Source organism: Bradyrhizobium sp. MI1.11 (genome assembly GCF_055811255.1).
This window is the reverse complement of sequence record NZ_JBVVPM010000054.1, coordinates 21896-37354: the sequence shown is the minus strand read 5'-3', so window position 1 is coordinate 37354 and position 15459 is coordinate 21896. Positions and strand designations below refer to the sequence as shown.

At 60.5% G+C, this 15459-nt stretch carries 9 protein-coding genes; 7 read left to right on the top strand and 2 right to left on the bottom strand.

What is annotated here, in order from left to right; genetic code table 11:
• Positions 1-156 precede the first annotated feature (156 nt).
• The 6 genes from AC0L30_RS34310 to AC0L30_RS34285 all read left to right on the top strand — a co-directional run bounded on the left by AC0L30_RS34310 (position 157) and on the right by AC0L30_RS34285 (position 11211).
• Positions 157-1338 carry a glycosyltransferase gene (locus AC0L30_RS34310; protein ID WP_473406213.1) on the top strand — a complete coding sequence of 394 codons (1182 nt, stop codon included), beginning with the start codon at positions 157-159 and terminating at the stop codon, positions 1336-1338.
• Between the two features lie 223 nt (positions 1339-1561).
• Positions 1562-2719 carry a cellulase family glycosylhydrolase gene (locus AC0L30_RS34305; protein ID WP_473365940.1) on the top strand — a complete coding sequence of 386 codons (1158 nt, stop codon included), beginning with the start codon at positions 1562-1564 and terminating at the stop codon, positions 2717-2719.
• A 27-nt stretch (positions 2720-2746) separates the two neighbouring features.
• Positions 2747-4021 (top strand): glycosyltransferase family 4 protein, encoded by a 1275-nt coding sequence (locus AC0L30_RS34300; protein ID WP_473255859.1) that lies wholly within the window; start codon positions 2747-2749, stop codon positions 4019-4021.
• A complete protein-coding gene (locus tag AC0L30_RS34295) occupies positions 4018-5409 on the top strand; it encodes a hypothetical protein (protein ID WP_473406212.1) in 1392 nt (463 codons plus the stop codon). Before AC0L30_RS34300 ends, AC0L30_RS34295 begins: the two co-directional genes overlap by 4 nt.
• A gap of 517 nt (positions 5410-5926) precedes the next feature.
• Complete coding sequence (locus AC0L30_RS34290) at positions 5927-9838, top strand: RHS repeat domain-containing protein (RefSeq protein WP_473406211.1); 3912 nt, start codon at positions 5927-5929, stop codon at positions 9836-9838.
• 215 nt (positions 9839-10053) lie between these two features.
• Positions 10054-11211, top strand: a complete 1158-nt coding sequence (locus tag AC0L30_RS34285; protein WP_473406210.1) for an acyltransferase family protein — start codon at positions 10054-10056, stop codon at positions 11209-11211.
• Positions 11212-11227: 16 nt separating this feature from the next.
• Here AC0L30_RS34285 and AC0L30_RS34280 read toward each other — a convergent pair whose 3' ends face one another.
• Both AC0L30_RS34280 and AC0L30_RS34275 read right to left on the bottom strand, forming a co-directional pair.
• Entirely contained in the window at positions 11228-12370 is a 1143-nt protein-coding gene (locus tag AC0L30_RS34280) for a polysaccharide pyruvyl transferase family protein (protein ID WP_473406209.1), read from the bottom strand.
• Between the two features lie 238 nt (positions 12371-12608).
• Positions 12609-14066 (bottom strand): lipopolysaccharide biosynthesis protein, encoded by a 1458-nt coding sequence (locus AC0L30_RS34275; protein ID WP_473406208.1) that lies wholly within the window; start codon positions 14064-14066, stop codon positions 12609-12611.
• A 246-nt stretch (positions 14067-14312) separates the two neighbouring features.
• Here AC0L30_RS34275 and AC0L30_RS34270 point away from each other — a divergent pair, with 246 nt between their 5' ends.
• Positions 14313-15458: a glycosyltransferase family 4 protein gene (locus AC0L30_RS34270; RefSeq protein WP_473406207.1), complete on the top strand. Its 1146-nt coding sequence runs from the start codon at positions 14313-14315 to the stop codon at positions 15456-15458.
• Position 15459: the final 1 nt, after the last annotated feature.

Below are 15459 nucleotides of genomic sequence, written 5' to 3'. Positions count from 1 at the left end.
AGCGGTTCGGCGTCCAACGGGTTCCATGCGCACGTTCGACTTCGACGGACGCGAGCTTCAGCATCGCGGCGCAACAACACCACACCGCTGCCCAAATCTCGCTATGGATTGGATGGATTGTGATCGCATCCATTGATGCTCAATTAAGGACGCGCCATGTCGATCTTCCCAACTCAATCCTCCGCAAGGCAGGCGGTGAAGGTGCTGCATGTCGCGGAAACCATCCGGGGTGGGATAGCGAGCTACCTGAACGAATTGCATCCGCAGCAACAAGCGAGCTTCGGCGCGGAGAACGTGCACTATATTGTGCCATCGGATCATCGCCACGACCTCGTTGGAATCGATGATAGCCAGATCACGACCTTCGACAGATCGGGCCGCAGCATCGCCGGACTATTTCAGATGCTGCGGGCGAGCATGCAGGCGCTCGACGCCTTCAAGCCTGACGTCATGCATCTCCATTCGTCGTTTGCCGGACTCGTTCTACGGCCCGCGTTGGCCGCTCGTTCTGAAGGTCCTCGCGTCGTCTATTGCCCGCATGGCTGGGCATTCTCGCGAGAGACCGGCCGCCTGAGCCATCTGGCGGCAAAAGCTGCAGAGACTCTTCTGGCCCGCACGTCGGATCGTATCATCTGCATTTCCGGCGATGAATTCAATGAAGCGGTTCGGGCGGGAATTCCGACTGACCGTCTGACCCTGGTGCACAATGGCATCTCCAAGAGCCGCCCACTGCCGCACGGCGTTGCGACAGATTGGACTTCAAAGAAGGCCAAGGTCCTTTTCATCGGCCGTCTTGATCGACAAAAGGGCTTCGACCTCCTGATCGAGGCCGCACGATCCCTCGAAGATGTCCTGGATGTTCGCATTGTCGGCGCCTCCGTGGTCAATAAGTTCGACGGAGCTGCGGTTCCCGCCAACGTCTCGCTGCTAGGCTGGCTGGATCGTCAGCAAATCGAGGCTCAGCTGGAGGCGGCCGATCTCGTCGTCATCCCGTCACGATGGGAGGCCTTCGGCCTCGTCGCTCTGGAAGCGATGCGCGCGGCCAAGCCCATCCTGGCCTTCCACAGCGGAGCGCTCCCTGAAATCGTCGTTGACGGAGTCACTGGCGTGCTTTGCGAGCCTGTCGCGGTTCAACCTCTCATCGACGGCTTCCGACGGATGCTCGATCTGGATCTCAAGGTCTTGGGACAACGCGGCTACGATCGCTTCAAGCAGTTTTATGACGTTCAGAAGACACACCGCCAATTGCATCAGGTCTATGTCGAACTCCTCGGCGATAACGAGAGTGGGGTCGAGCAGAGCGTGGCACTGCAATCGGACCTCTCGAAGCCTTTTTGAGGTGAGTCGCGGCAGGCCAGAAATGATGACGAGTATGATCTAGGCGATGGCAGACCACAGCACCTTGGGTCGCAACGGGCTGCTCTGGATCGCGAGCCTCATTGCGTCTGTTTCTCTGTCTGTCCCGGCATGCGCTCAACAGGCTCAGACGCTTGAAAGCAGATTCCTGTTGGGTATCGGCACCCACCAGGGACTGGGAGGGCCGGTCAGTTCTCGAGGCTACGTGCCCTCCGTGAACGTCAGCCAGATCAAGCAACTGGGCTTTAACGCCTTTCGCGACGATTTTCCCTGGTCTGATTTCGAATTGCCTGGCCGTCGGATGGGCTTCACGCCGCGGTTGGGCAGGCTCGACGCGCAGGTTCAGTCCGGCATCGCCCGGCCGCTCCTGATCCTTGCATTCGGTCATCACCTCGTGCCGAACTCGTCGCCGCCGACGACGGACGAAGCCCGGCAGCGGTTCGCGGACTATGCGGCAGCGGCCGCGCGATCGGTAGCGCCGCAGCGCCCGATCTTCGAACTCTGGAACGAGTGGAATCTGGCAGCCAAGAAGGACCCTTCATTCTCGGCGGAGAATTACCTGGCCCTCGCCAAGGCGGCGCGACCGGCGGTCAAGCAGGCGGTGCCGAATGCGCCTTTCGTCGTCGGCGCGATCGGCGACGATCCCGGTTGGACGTGGACGGAGAAGATGCTGCAAACCGGCATCCTTCAATACGCAGATGGCGCCTCGATTCATCTTTACAATTTCTGCATGGCGCCGGCGAAGCGCAATTCGACCGAGATTATCGACCGGCTCACGGCGTTCCATCGACTGGTCGGCCAAGCGAGCGGCAATCCCGACTTCCCCATTTACGTGACCGAGACTGGCTGGACCACGGCTTCGAACAAATGTGGTGTCAGCGAGCAGGCCCAGGCCGATAGCACGGCACAGCTCATCCTGTGGGCCTCGACAGCGGCGCGCTGGCTCAAGGGGATGTGGATCTATGAGCTCAAGAACAGTGGCCAGAATCCAGCCGAGCTGGAGGACAATTTTGGCCTCTACGGCTTCGACAATTCGCCCAAACCCGCAGCTTGCGCGGCGCGTGGCGCCTGGGCATTCATCCGTTCCACCCTAACCGCGGAACGTAGAAGCCTTGCCAACGGGGTGATGTCGATCGGAGCATCCTCGACCACCGGCGGCAAAGTCGCGGTCTGGTCCGAGGATCCGGATCGACGCTACGAGGTCCGCATCAGAGGCGATCTGCCGGGCGCGACTTTCGCGGCCCCCTGCGATGCAACCGCAAGGCCAGCCTCCGGGACCTGGCTGCCGGTTTCGAGCACGCCGGTCCTGATCTCCACCAACAATGACACCATTCCCGCACTGGATATACGGCCGGCACGGTAATCGGATCGGCACAAAGAGGTTGACGCGATGAAGATCCTTTTGACATCCACACTTTATCCGACCCCGCAGGCGCCGAAGATCGTCGGCGGAGCAGAGATCTTCGCGCGGAGATTTGCCGAGGGCCTGGCTCAGCGCGGCGACGAGGTCGAGGTGGTACGCGCCGCACCTGCGCCCGAGCAGGGGCGTGAACTATGCAACGGCATCAACGTCTATTCCGCACCGGTGCAAAACGTTTATGCGCCGTTCACGGAACGAAAGAACGTCGTGAAACGAAGCATCTGGCATGCGATCGACGATTGGCAGATCCAGGCCCCGATGATCGCGGAGCGCATTCGCGCCTTCAAGCCGGACGTTCTGCATTCCAATAATTTATCGGGCCTGACCACGGCGATCTGGCGGGTAGCTGCCAAACTCGGAGTTCCGGTCCTGCACACGCTTCATGATTACTATCTGACGTGTCCACGCTGCTCCCGCTTCGACAAGGGGCACTCCTGCGAACGCACATGTACGAGCTGTGGGATCCTGACGTACCACCGCAAGCGGGCCACCCATTGGCTCGATGCCGTGGTCGGCGTCAGCGCGCGCGTCCTTTCCATTCACACCGATATGGGCATGTTTGCCGAGACGCCAATCCGCACCGTCATTCGCAATGCCTCGACCGAGCCGCCGCGCTCACCCTACCCGCGGCCTGTCTGCACGACGGAAGTGACCTTCGGCTTCATCGGACGGATCACCGAGGAGAAGGGCATCGACAATCTCATGCGAGCGCTTGCCATGCTGCCGCCTGATCGGATCCGGATGATGATTGCCGGCCGCTTGAGCGATCAGGAACAACAGCGCCTGAGCGCACTGGCGCCGCATGCACGGGTCGAGTTCATGGGATTCGTATCTCCCGACGAGTTCTACAGGCAGGTCGACGTCGTGGTCGCGCCGTCCATCTGGCACGATCCTGGCCCGCTCGTCGTCGCGGACGCCAAGGCGGCAGGCAGACCGCTGCTCGGTACGCATTTTGGCGGCATGCCGGAGGCGATCGAGCATGGCATAACGGGGTGGTTGACCGAAGCGGATCCACAATCCCTGGCCAGGAGCATGCGCGAAATCGCTGCGGATCCGCACAAGATCGACGAGATCAGCCGTCGGCTTATCGCGGACACGAACAAGTGGATCTTTTCCGACGTATTGTCGTCGTACAAGAACCTGTATGAACAACTGCGTGAGCGACGGATGTCGTCCGTGCGCCCGGCAATAGCCGGGACGCCACAAGCGCATGCGGTGGCAAAGAGTAGCTTCATTCCGAGATGACACGTCTCTTCGCGATCGCCGGCTACGTTTACCAAAGCGCAGCAGCGATCATCCTGATCTTTGTGATCAGTCACCTGTTGCCTGCCGCCGACTACACCAATTATTCTCTCGCAATGGCCTCGAGCCAGTTGCTCTGCGTCCTCATGTTCGAGTGGCTGCAGCTCGCGGGACTGCGGTTTCTTGCGGCCGCCAAGGAGAGCGAGGCTGCTCGATTGAGATCGTCGCTCTTTGCAGCGGCGCTCATGAGCGCCGCTGCGCTCGTTGCAGTCGGGAGCTGCGCCTCCTTGATCAGCGGCCTCACGCCACGGCTGGTCGCCCTCGGCCTGAGCGTGGCCGTTCTTCAGGGCTCGACCGATTTGTATTTCTTGTCGGTACGCCTGTCGAACCGGCTGGGAACCGCCTCCTGCCTTCTTGCCTTGCGTGCGACGGCTCTTTTGGGCGGGGCCGTCTCGGGCGGAATGATCTCGGGCACGGCCGAAGCGACGCTGCTCGGCATCGCATCGGGTCACCTGCTTGGACTCCTTGCCGGTCTCGTCGCATATCGCACGCCGCTGGATCGCGTGTCGCCGCGAACAATGCTGGCTGACTGGAAAGACTTTTCGCGCTACGGCATGCTTGCGGCCGGCGCGTCCGTGATCCATTTGTCCGTGCCAGTTCTGCTCCGTATCATTGTCGTCGGGCGACTGGGCGCCACAGGAGCCGGTGCAGGATTTTCCATTGCGCTCGACCTGCTGCAACGTCCCTTCTGGGTCCTCAACGCGGCGATCCACACCGTGAGTTATCCTGAAGTGGTCAATGATTTCGAGCACGGGAGCGCCACGACATCGAGACAATCGACGCGGCACATGTTCGAGTTCATGATCTGCACAACTCTCGTCCTGCTGGGCGGGCTTGTCGCCTTCATTCCGGACGCGGCCCGCATCCTGGTTCCGCGGGAGAGCGTCGAGGGCTTCCTGGCGACAGGGCCGGCGGTTGCTGCTTTCTACTTCCTCCATACCCATTTGCAGGCAACAATCGCGGTCGTCCCCCACCTGGAAAAGCTCGCGACCAGGCTCGTCCTCATCGCTGCCGGGCAGCTTGCAATGGTTGCGGCGTTCTCCCTGGTTGCCGTCTGGGCCGGCCTGTCGCCACAAGCAGCCGTCACCTGCGCCTCGATCGCCACGCTCGCAGCGATCCTGGCCGGACTTGGACCTACCCTGAGATTCGAGGCGTTCCCGCGCTGGCCCCTGGTGCTTCAGGCGCTCATAGCCGCCATCCTGATCGGATCGTTAAGTCATGCGCCGAGCGAACCGGTGGCGTGGCTTGCCGGAAAAATCGTCATCGCCGCAATTGTCACGGGTGCGGTCGGCTGGCGCGGAAACTTTCTCCTCCTGGCGCGCCCAAGCTGATCTGTCGACCGGTCCCCTGGCAAATCCTCTTTTGGAGCTCAAGGCGCTACTGACGCTCTGCTGGTGTCCACGAAGTTCCTGCTATGGAACTCATCATCTGCTTCGCCCTGCAAAACGACAGACAACCAGCACGAGAATATCAAGCGATATACTCGCTTGTAAGCATAGCGTCCGCCGAAGCTATCGGACTGACCGTCAAAATTCTACTAGCGCATCCCCTCAGCCTGACAACGTCCCACACCGCATCCGCGCCGGCTTCACATGCATCATTGAAGCGCGACATGCGCATATATTCAGCAGTGAAACTCTGCGAATTCTTGGAAGCGCCATGTTCAGGTCATGCTGCGTCGGCACGACATCGTTATTGTCTTGAATCAGAGTCGACCTGTTCCTGCGAGGAACTGCTGATCGCTCTCGATTTGTAGCTCCGATTTTTATCTGAAATTCACACTCGATCGAGAAGGTTGAACGCAAATCCCTGCGAGCAATTTCGTTCGCGTAGAAATTCGAGTGTGAAATGTCGTCAGATCAAACCGTCCTCTCCGCAAGCGGCTTCATCAACTCCATCGGCGTCAACACGCATGCCGGCTTCGGGTGGACCGACTACAATAACCTCGCATTGATGGTCGATGACCTGAAGTACCTCGGCGTCACCCATCTCCGCGACGCGATGGGAACCAGCCCCGCCGCACAACCGGTCGTTGAAGGGCTGGCGGCGGCCGGCTACAAGTTCGACTTCCTGGTGTCATCCGCCCTGCCCCAGCTGGGCACCGCCGGCCTTCAGAAGTATATCGTGTCGCTCGAGAAGTTCGTGGCGAGCCATCCGGGCAGCATCAGCGCCATGGAGGGGCTCAACGAGGCCAATCACCAGCCCTTCAGCTACAATGGCAGCTCGAGCCTTGGCGCCGCGGCCCAGTTCCAAAGCGCGCTCTATCAGGCGGTCAAGGCAGACGGCACGCTTTCCAGCATTCCCGTCTTCAATCTGTCGCTCGCCTACAACGATCCCCAGGGCTACAGCCAGCTCGGCAACATGTCGGGCTCGGTCGATTTCGCCAATGCGCATGCCTATGTCAGCACCAGCTTGACGACCAGCAGCTCACTTGCTGCCACCTTGAGCGCCGTCTCGACCGCGGCGCCGGGAAAGCCCGTCGTGATTACGGAGACCGGCTACACCACCCAAGCCAACACCCAGTATCTCGGCGTCGACGAGACGGTGCAGGCCAAGTCGATCTTGAACACCCTGGTCGATGCCTACAAGGCTGGCGTGAGTGCGACCTATCTCTACGAGATGTTCGACCGCGACTCGTCTGCCAGCAACACCAATCCCGAAGCCAACTTCGGCTTATTCAACTCCGACGGAACGCCGAAGCTCGCCGCGACGGCAATTCACAACCTGACGAGCATTCTGGCCGATGACGGCAAGGGCGGCCTGCAGCCGACTAATCCATTGAACTACACGCTGAGCAACATGCCGGCCTTGGGCACCAGCATGGTGCTCGGCAAGAGCAATGGCGCCTACGAGCTTGTCGTCTGGGCGGAGCCGAAGCTCTGGAATGATGCGGCCGATGCCGAAATCTCCAATCCGACCCAGACGGTCACGGTGAATCTGGGCGGCATGCATCACTCGGTCAAGGTGTACGACACGCTGACCGGGACCACCGCGATCGCGAGCTACACCGACGTCAGCACGATTACGATTCCGGTCAGCGATCACCCGCTGATCATCGAGATCGACGCGCCCGCGACCACCCCGATTCCGCCTGACACCCGAACCAGTGTCAGCGGCACGGCTGCCGAGATCGTGCCGCAACTGTCCGACCTGAGCACGTCGACGGCGCTTAAAACCATTACGCTAACCGACTCGCATGTCCTGCCCGTCGCTTCGAAAGCGACGATGGATTATATGATCGCGCATTACGGTAGTGCGCTGTCCAAGATCCAGGGCGGCCATTCCTTCTCGGTCACGAACTCGGCCGCGACCTGGAGCAGCACGAAGACGTATGACGCCGGCGGCAACCTCCTGTCGAAAGCGGATACCGGCCTGAACGCAAGCGGACTGCCCATCTCGACCACGATCGTCTACACCGACGGGTCCAAAGACGCGATCGGCTACACCGGCGGCGTAAAGACCACCTCCGTCCATTCCGCGACCGACGGGACCAAGACCACCGACACTTACAACACGACCGGCGGGCTTCTCAGCGAAGTCGTGCAAAAGCCGGACGGCTATTATTCGACGACCCTCTACACCAACGGCGTGAAGACCACGGTCTATGTCAAGAACGCCGACCACACCCAGGACAACTATACCTACAACATCAAGGGCCAGAGCTACACGAGCCAGGTCCAGCACCTCGATTCGACCGGCAAGGTCACGTCCGTGGTCCGCAGCCATGCGGACGGCTCGCTCGATTCGACACAGGTCTACAACAGCGACGGCAGTCGCGTGATCACCACCTATAGCGCCACGGGGGTCAAGCTGGTCGAGACCGACTACCATGCTGATCGCAGCAAGGAGGTCTGGACCTACAACATCAAGGGCCAGAACTATGCGACCGAGCACGACGTTTACGATACGACCGGCTTTCTCACGACCCTGACCCGCCTCCACACCGATGGCAGCCTGGCGTTCAAGCTGGTGCAAACGACCGACGGCACCAAGACGACCGATTGGTACAATGCCGCCGGCGGCCTCACCAGTGAAAGCGTACAAAAGGCCAATGGTTTCAGCTCGACGACGCTCTACAGCAACGGCGTCAAGACCAACGCCTATGTCAAGAATGCCGACGGCAGCCAGGACAATTACGCTTATGGCGTCACTGGTCAGAGCTACAGCACGCTGATCCAGCACGTCGATCCATCCGGCAAGGTCACGGCCGTGACCCGCAAGCATGCCGACGGCACGCTCGACTATACGCAGGTCATCAACAATGACGGCAGCAGCGTCGTCACCAACTACGACGCAGCGGGAACGAGGACGAAGGAAACCGACTACAACGCCGATGGCAGCAAGGATATCTGGCTTCTCAACGTAACTGGCCAGACCTACACGACCGAGCACGACATCTACGATGCGGCTGGCTTCCTCACCTCGCTGGTTCGCACGCACGCCGATGGCAGCCTGGCCTTCAAGCTGCAGCAGGGCAGCGACGGCACCAAGGTCTCGGACTGGTACGACGCCAGCGGCATACTCACCAGTGAAGTCCTGGAGAAGACGAGCGGCTACAGCGCAACGACGATCTACACCAACGGCGTGAAGACCGCGGCCTACATCACCAATGCGGACCAGAGCCACGACAATTACAGCTACAATATAACAGGTCAGAGCTATACCACGCAGTACCAGCACCTCGACCCCTCCGGTGTCACGACCGAAGTGGTCCGCACGCATGCCGACGGGTCGCTCGACTACAGCCAGGTCGTCAATAGCGACGGCAGCAGCGTGGTGAGCAACTACAATGCCTCCGGCGTCAAGATGACGGAGACCGATTACCACGCCAACGGCTCGAAGGATGTGTTCCAGCTCAATATCGTGGGGCAGACCTACACGAACGAGCACGACAGCTACGATTCGACCGGCTTCCTCACCAACGTCGTGCGCACCCACGCCGATAGCAGCCTCGCCTTCACGCTTGTCCAGAGCTCAGACGGGACCAAAACCTCGGATTGGTACGACGCCAAGGGCGTTCTGACCAGCGAGGTGACGACGAAGATTGACGGCTATAGCTCCACGACCGCCTACGCCAACGGCGTCAAGACCGCGGCGTACATTACCAACGCCGATGGCACGTCGGACAATTGGAGCTACAACATCAAGGGGCAGTCCTACACCACGCAGCATCAGCACCTCGATGCCTCCGGGCATATCGTCGAGCTTACCCGGACCCACGCCGATGGCACCTTGGACTATACGCAGGTCACCAACAACGACGGCAGCAAGCTGACCGACATCTACGACGGCTCCGGTTCCAAGACCCAGGAGATCGCCAACAACGCCGACGGTTCGAAGGACGTCTTCCTGTTCAACTTCAACGGACAGGCCGGCACGACGCAGCACGAAAACTACAATTCGGCCAATGCACTCCAGTTCTTCGACGACACCAAAACCGACGGCACACACAACGTCACGGCGGTTGCGAGCGGCGTGACGATCCAGGGCGGGGCCAGCAATGACCTGTTCTCGGCGGCGCCGAGCTCGACCACAGTCGTCTACGATCACGGCCAAGACCAGATCGTCAACTTCCAGGCCGGCGACGCCACCACTCACGACGTGATCCAGATCTCGAAGCTCCTCGCCGCGGACTACGGCCATCTGCAAATCACGCAGTCCGGCGCAAACGCCCTGGTCACGCTTTCGACCAGCGACTCGATCCTCCTGAAGAACGTCAACGTCGCCAGCCTGACGAGCCACGATTTCCTGTTCGTCTGACCACGGCGAATTGTCCGCAGGATCGCATCAATATCTCAGGCGCCGGGACCAGCTCAGGCAAGTCCCGGCGCCGTTCAATAATTAGGCGGCTGCCTTGTCGCGAGGCAGAAGCCGCATAGTGGCTATTCGCCTGCCGTCGAACGCCGGCCCAGCGAACTTGCGTCACAATTGACCCGTAGGCAGAAGGTCGCCTCACGCAAGGAATTCGACACGCGATGGAAGCCAATGAAACAAGACGGTTCGTCGTTCTCGACTTCTATCGTTTCGTTGCCGCTCTCGGCGTTTTCATTTTCCATCTGAAGACCATCGACAGCGGCATCGCACCGGTCTGGAACGGATCTTATGGCCTTTTCGTGGACATGTTCTTCATCTTGTCCGGGTTCGTGATCTCCTATTCCTATCCGTCCGACGCGCGTGGTCTCAAAGCATATTCCCGGTTCATGATCCGCCGCATTGCGCGGATCTATCCGCTGCATTTTCTGACTTTACTCGTGTTCGTATTGCTGATCGGGTTCGGCCTGGACCGATCGGGAAGGTCGACGCCGCTGGACTTCCTGTACAACCTCGTGCTGCTTCAAGCCTGGGGCGTTACCGATCATTTGAGCTTCAACTCTCCGTCCTGGTCGATCAGCGCGGAATTCTTCTGCTATCTGATCTTTCCCCTGCTTATGCTGCTTGCACGCAAGGTCCATCCGCTGGTGCTGGCCGCCATCGTCGCGGCGCTCTATCTGGTCCTGGCCCACGGCCATCTGCCGATCTGGCAGGAACGATCGCAGATGTATGGAGCCAATTACGACTACGGGATGCTCCGTGCGCTGCCGAGCTTCTTGAATGGAATCCTGCTCGCCATATTGTTCAGGTTGTCGCATCCGTATCGGCACAAGCCGGTCGTCTTCGCCGGTATCGCCCTGTTCGGGATCTCCGTGCTTGTCCTGAACATCTTCGCCAAGCCGGATCTGGCCATCATTCTGTTCTCCTGCGCGATCCTGCTTACCGCCGTCGGGGAGAGCGCCTTCGTGCAAATTCCCGGTAGCCGCCTCCTCGGGCGACTCGGCAACACCTCATACTCGATCTACATGCTGCACGACGCCGTACTCATCGCCGTATTCAAGCCGTTGTGGACCGCGCTTGGGCTGCGCCCGGATCAATTTGGCCTCTTCGCCCTGGCCTGCTGCGCGATCCTGACCATCATCGCCGATCGCACCTATGCCTATTTCGAGAACCCGGCGCGGCGGCTGATCAATCGTGGGGCCGACATCGGATTTGGATCACCTCGCAAAGTGCAATCGTCCGCCAAGACGTCTGTCACCAACAAGACGTCCGTCACCAAGACGTCCGTGCGTTTCGACGAGACGGAGCAGGCCGCCAACTGACGTCCGCTCGCTTCCCTCAGGCGACCTTACCGCCGGACGCGGCGTCAACCGACATCAAACCATCGCCCCGCAGCGGAGCGATGTTGGCGCGCGACAGCTCCATGACGGCCGGCAACATATTGCGGACCTGCGCGCCAGCCGTCTTGTAGGCGCCAAGGAACCTCAGCAGAAACATCTCAAGATTGTCTCCCGCGAGAAGTTGCTCCGGTGAGAGAAGAAGCGATTCGCTCACACCGAAATGAGCGAACAGGCCCTGGAACTTGTCCTGGTATGTGATCGCCGCAACCGGCGTTCCCTGTCCGAGAGCCGCAATCGCCAGATGCATGCGGCCGGTGACGACGCCGTCCACCAGACCGACGACCGCCTTGATCTCGCTCGCTGACAGAACGTGCTCGACATGATGAATATGGTCGCCCAGCGCCGCGTGCAGCCGACCGGCCAGCGGTCGAAGGCAATTATCGTCGGCGATCCCCGGACGATAGTCGTGCGCGAGCAACACCCAGCTCGCGTTGTGCTCTCGAGACATGCGCCCCATTGCGCTCGCCGCGAGTTCGATCATTCGCTGCAACTTGGTCGGCTCGGATTTCCTGAACAACATCGGATGGATATTGAAGACAAAGACGTTGCGTCCCTGTCTGCGCTGCTCCGCAATCGCGACCCCAATCTGCTTCACGGCCGCAGTCTCTGCCTGCGGCACCAGCATGAACGCGGAATCAGCGACGAGGTGAGCACGATTTGGGGCGAACTCTTTGAAACGCTGAAGAGATAGTGCATCGCGCAGATTCAAGACCACGCCGGGATCGAGCAGCCGAAACACCTCGCGCAATGCCTTGGCCGGACGGGAGTTGAAGCTGAATCCGAGCACGCTGACCTTGGCGCCGCACGCTGCCGTGAGATCGGCAACCAGCAGCATGCGAGCGGCGTCCACGGGGGAATAGTAGCCGTCCAGCACATCTGCCCCCAGAACCATTCCAAAATCCGGCCTGGTGAGAGAAAGCTCCTGCGCCACCGTCGTATAGGAAAACGGTTGCCTCCAAAATTCGAGCGGCTTGAAGCCCATTGCCCGCACATCCGCGCTCGCCGCTGCGGTGGCGGTGACAATGTAGACCTCGATGTTCGGATGGGCCTGCTTCATCTCGCCGACGGCCGCCTCGATCATGGCCTCATCGCCGCGCGACTGATGAATGCTCCAGGGGTCGGACGGGAGCAGGACGAGCCGGCGCGGGTTGTTGCGCGGCGCGGCACTGGCACCGATCGCCTTCCTGGCGATTTGCCACCTGCGCAACTCGAGCAGATCGACCGCAAAGGGCGTGTTCTTCGCGCTGTTGAGCCAGCCTCGGAGATGCTTGCGAACAGGTACCGGAATCAGTTGCTTCACGACGTCTTCCTCGTCTTCATCAGGCGGTCGCACCACGCTTCACGACGAAAGCGATCAGGGAGAACAGTTGCTTCCGCCAGAACAGCAAGATGCTCATCAGATAGGTCGCCCCGAAGCATGACGAGAGCAGTCCTATCCGCAAATAGGGATTCATGTCCGGGGCCGCTTCGCGGCATAGCGCAACTGCGCCATAGGCCAGAAGGATGGCGCAAAGGCAGCCTGCGACGGGCCGGAGAAACTGGTTCCAGCTCAGGCCCAGCAGCCTGAGCGCCAGCGCGAATGTCACGGGCGTAACCACGAGCTGTGCGACAGCGAAGATGGTGGCCAGCTGACCAATGTCGTGCGACGGCAGCAGGAACATTGCGGGCACCACCGTGACGAACTTGAGAATGTTCAGCAGGAAAACGTAGTTGGGCTTGCCCATGGCACCGAAATAGGCGCTGTTCACGAACTGCACAGTCTGAATCGCGCCGATGAGCATCAGCGGCCTCATCACTGCTTCGCTGCCGGCCCATTTTGAGCCGAACAGCAGCAGGGAGAACTCCGGCGCGATCGCCGCCAGGAGCACAAAGACCGGAGAGCCAATCAAAGCTCCGAGGCTGACGCTGCGCAGATAGGCGTCGGCGATACGGTGACGCTCATGCGCGATCTTGGACAATGCGCTCAGCGCGACGTCCATGACCGCCTGTGTCAGCAACTGCATCAGGATGATGTAAACTCGCGCGCCCACCGTGTAGATGCCCAAGGCCGCGACGCCATAGAGCGACAGGATGATCATGTCGATCGTACGCACGATGGCGAAGTCGAGCAGCCTGTTCGACACGACATGGATGCTATAGCCGGAGAGTTCGCGCAGGCTCTTCAGATCGTAGCCGCGCATCGGGAGCCATCTGGGCTGGCTCCAGAGCCACAGGCCGCTAACCGCGCTCTGAACGACCACCTGGATCACGAGGCTGAGAGCGCCGAACCCGGCATAGGCACAGGCGATCCCGACCACTCCGGAGATCGCGGTCGCCACCATGGTCCTGAGCGCAAGCACGCGAAAATCCATCTGACGCTTGTAGAGCGCCTCCTGGAACAGCGTGGCGGTACCGATCGGAAGCGAGAGGCTCGCGGCCGTCACGAGCGGGGCAAGTCCCTTCACGTCGAGCCAACGTTCGATATGGGTCGCCAGCAGGCCGATAAGAACCGCAAGGAGGACCGATGCCGCCAGTGAGCAAAAAAATGGCAGCGTCACGTCCGCAGGCTCGAGCGCGCGTCGCTGGATCAACGCGTCACCGAACCCGAATTCAGAAATGGAGCTCAGGAGCAGCAGGATGAAGCCAACCAGCGCGGCAAGACCGAAATCCGCAGGATTGAGCAGCCGCGCCAATATCAAGAACAGAACAAACGACAGCGCGCGGCCGCCCCAATTCTGCGCCAGCGACCACAACAACGCGACCACGACCTGATGTTGTTTGCCCGGAGTGACGTTCATCAAAAAATCGACCCAATTCCGACAGATCCAATCACAATCGCTCGCTAGATAATGAGGCAATCGATGACCGCGCGTGACGTCGCCATTTCCACTCCGTCCCGATGGCGGCAGCAATCGCGCAGCACTACGACGGCCTTATGGCAATCAGATGAGCGCCATCTATCATCCGATTTAGCGTGGAAGTGAGTTCAAATCGTGGACTACACTCCAACCGGTTCAGCGATGTGATGCAAAATGGATGCCTTGATGATTTCGCCTGCCACTGCCTTCAAACGTGACTCCGGGCGCTTGCGCGTGGCGATCTACGCGCCGCATTTTGCAGAATATTCCTACCGGCTCGCATCAGGGTTGGCACGCCATTGCGATGTTCGCCTCGTCCTCAACCGCAAGGATGCGAACCAGCAGTGGGAACTGGCCGATATCGCGGCGACAACACCTTTCAACACAAGGATTCGCGATCTGAGCCTGCGCCGCGCCGGCGCCATCGGCATTCCGGCTTCATTCGTGGACATAATTTCGTTTCGTCCAGACGTGGTTCATTGTCACGAAGTTCCGGAAGTCTACACATCCAAGCTGATCCAGTTCCTGCGACCGCTCGGAATCCCGCTGGTGCTGACCGTTCACGACGCGATTCCTCATTCGGAGGGCGGTTCTGGTACCTCTCCGCGCGAGGATGGCTGGCGCGCGCGCATGCGCGCGGCAGCGTCAGTCGTCACGACGCACGGCGAGAGCTGCATTGCAGATTTTCGCCGAGCGTCGCCGGAGTTCAATGGAGAAATCGTCTCCAGCATGCACGGGGTGCTCATGGTGCCGCCGACGCGCGCCGCCGCCATCGAACCCGAATCTGCACGAATCCTGTTTTTTGGACGGATGTGGGCTTACAAGGGGTTGGATATCTTCATCGACGCGATCGACCTGCTGGACCGGCGCGGCGTGGCGCACGAAGCGATCGTCGCGGGCCGCGGTCCCGAGATGACGCGACTTGGAGCGCGCATGGAAGCGATGCCGACGGTCAAAACGATCAACGCCTATATCTCGCCCGAGGATACGGGACAATTGTTTCAGTCCGCGACCGTGGTCGCCCTGCCCTATAAGGATGCGACGCAGAGCGGCGTGCTCGCGTCTGCTTACGGGAATTCCCGTCCCGTCGTCGCCAGCGCCACCGGGGGCATCCCTGATGTCGTGACAGACGGAGTGAACGGGCTACTGGTCCCGCCTGGCAATGCTGCCGCATTGGCCGATGCGCTCGAACGCGTCCTGACCTCGAAGTCGCTCACTGCAACGTTGACCGACGGTGCACGACAAACAGCAGCCGGTCCGTTGAACTGGGATCGCATTGCCGAGAGCCTGTTGCCATCCTACCGCAAGCTTGCCGGCCGTACCGTGAGTTGAC

Coding starts and splice junctions, on each gene's coding strand:
- AC0L30_RS34270 (WP_473406207.1), top strand. CDS start 14,313: ATGATTTCGCCTGCCACTGCCTTCAAACGTGACTCCGGGCGCTTGCGC.
- AC0L30_RS34285 (WP_473406210.1), top strand. CDS start 10,054: ATGGAAGCCAATGAAACAAGACGGTTCGTCGTTCTCGACTTCTATCGT.
- AC0L30_RS34300 (WP_473255859.1), top strand. CDS start 2,747: ATGAAGATCCTTTTGACATCCACACTTTATCCGACCCCGCAGGCGCCG.
- AC0L30_RS34295 (WP_473406212.1), top strand. CDS start 4,018: ATGACACGTCTCTTCGCGATCGCCGGCTACGTTTACCAAAGCGCAGCA.
- AC0L30_RS34275 (WP_473406208.1), bottom strand. CDS start 14,066: ATGAACGTCACTCCGGGCAAACAACATCAGGTCGTGGTCGCGTTGTTG.
- AC0L30_RS34310 (WP_473406213.1), top strand. CDS start 157: ATGTCGATCTTCCCAACTCAATCCTCCGCAAGGCAGGCGGTGAAGGTG.
- AC0L30_RS34280 (WP_473406209.1), bottom strand. CDS start 12,370: ATGATCGAGGCGGCCGTCGGCGAGATGAAGCAGGCCCATCCGAACATC.
- AC0L30_RS34290 (WP_473406211.1), top strand. CDS start 5,927: ATGTCGTCAGATCAAACCGTCCTCTCCGCAAGCGGCTTCATCAACTCC.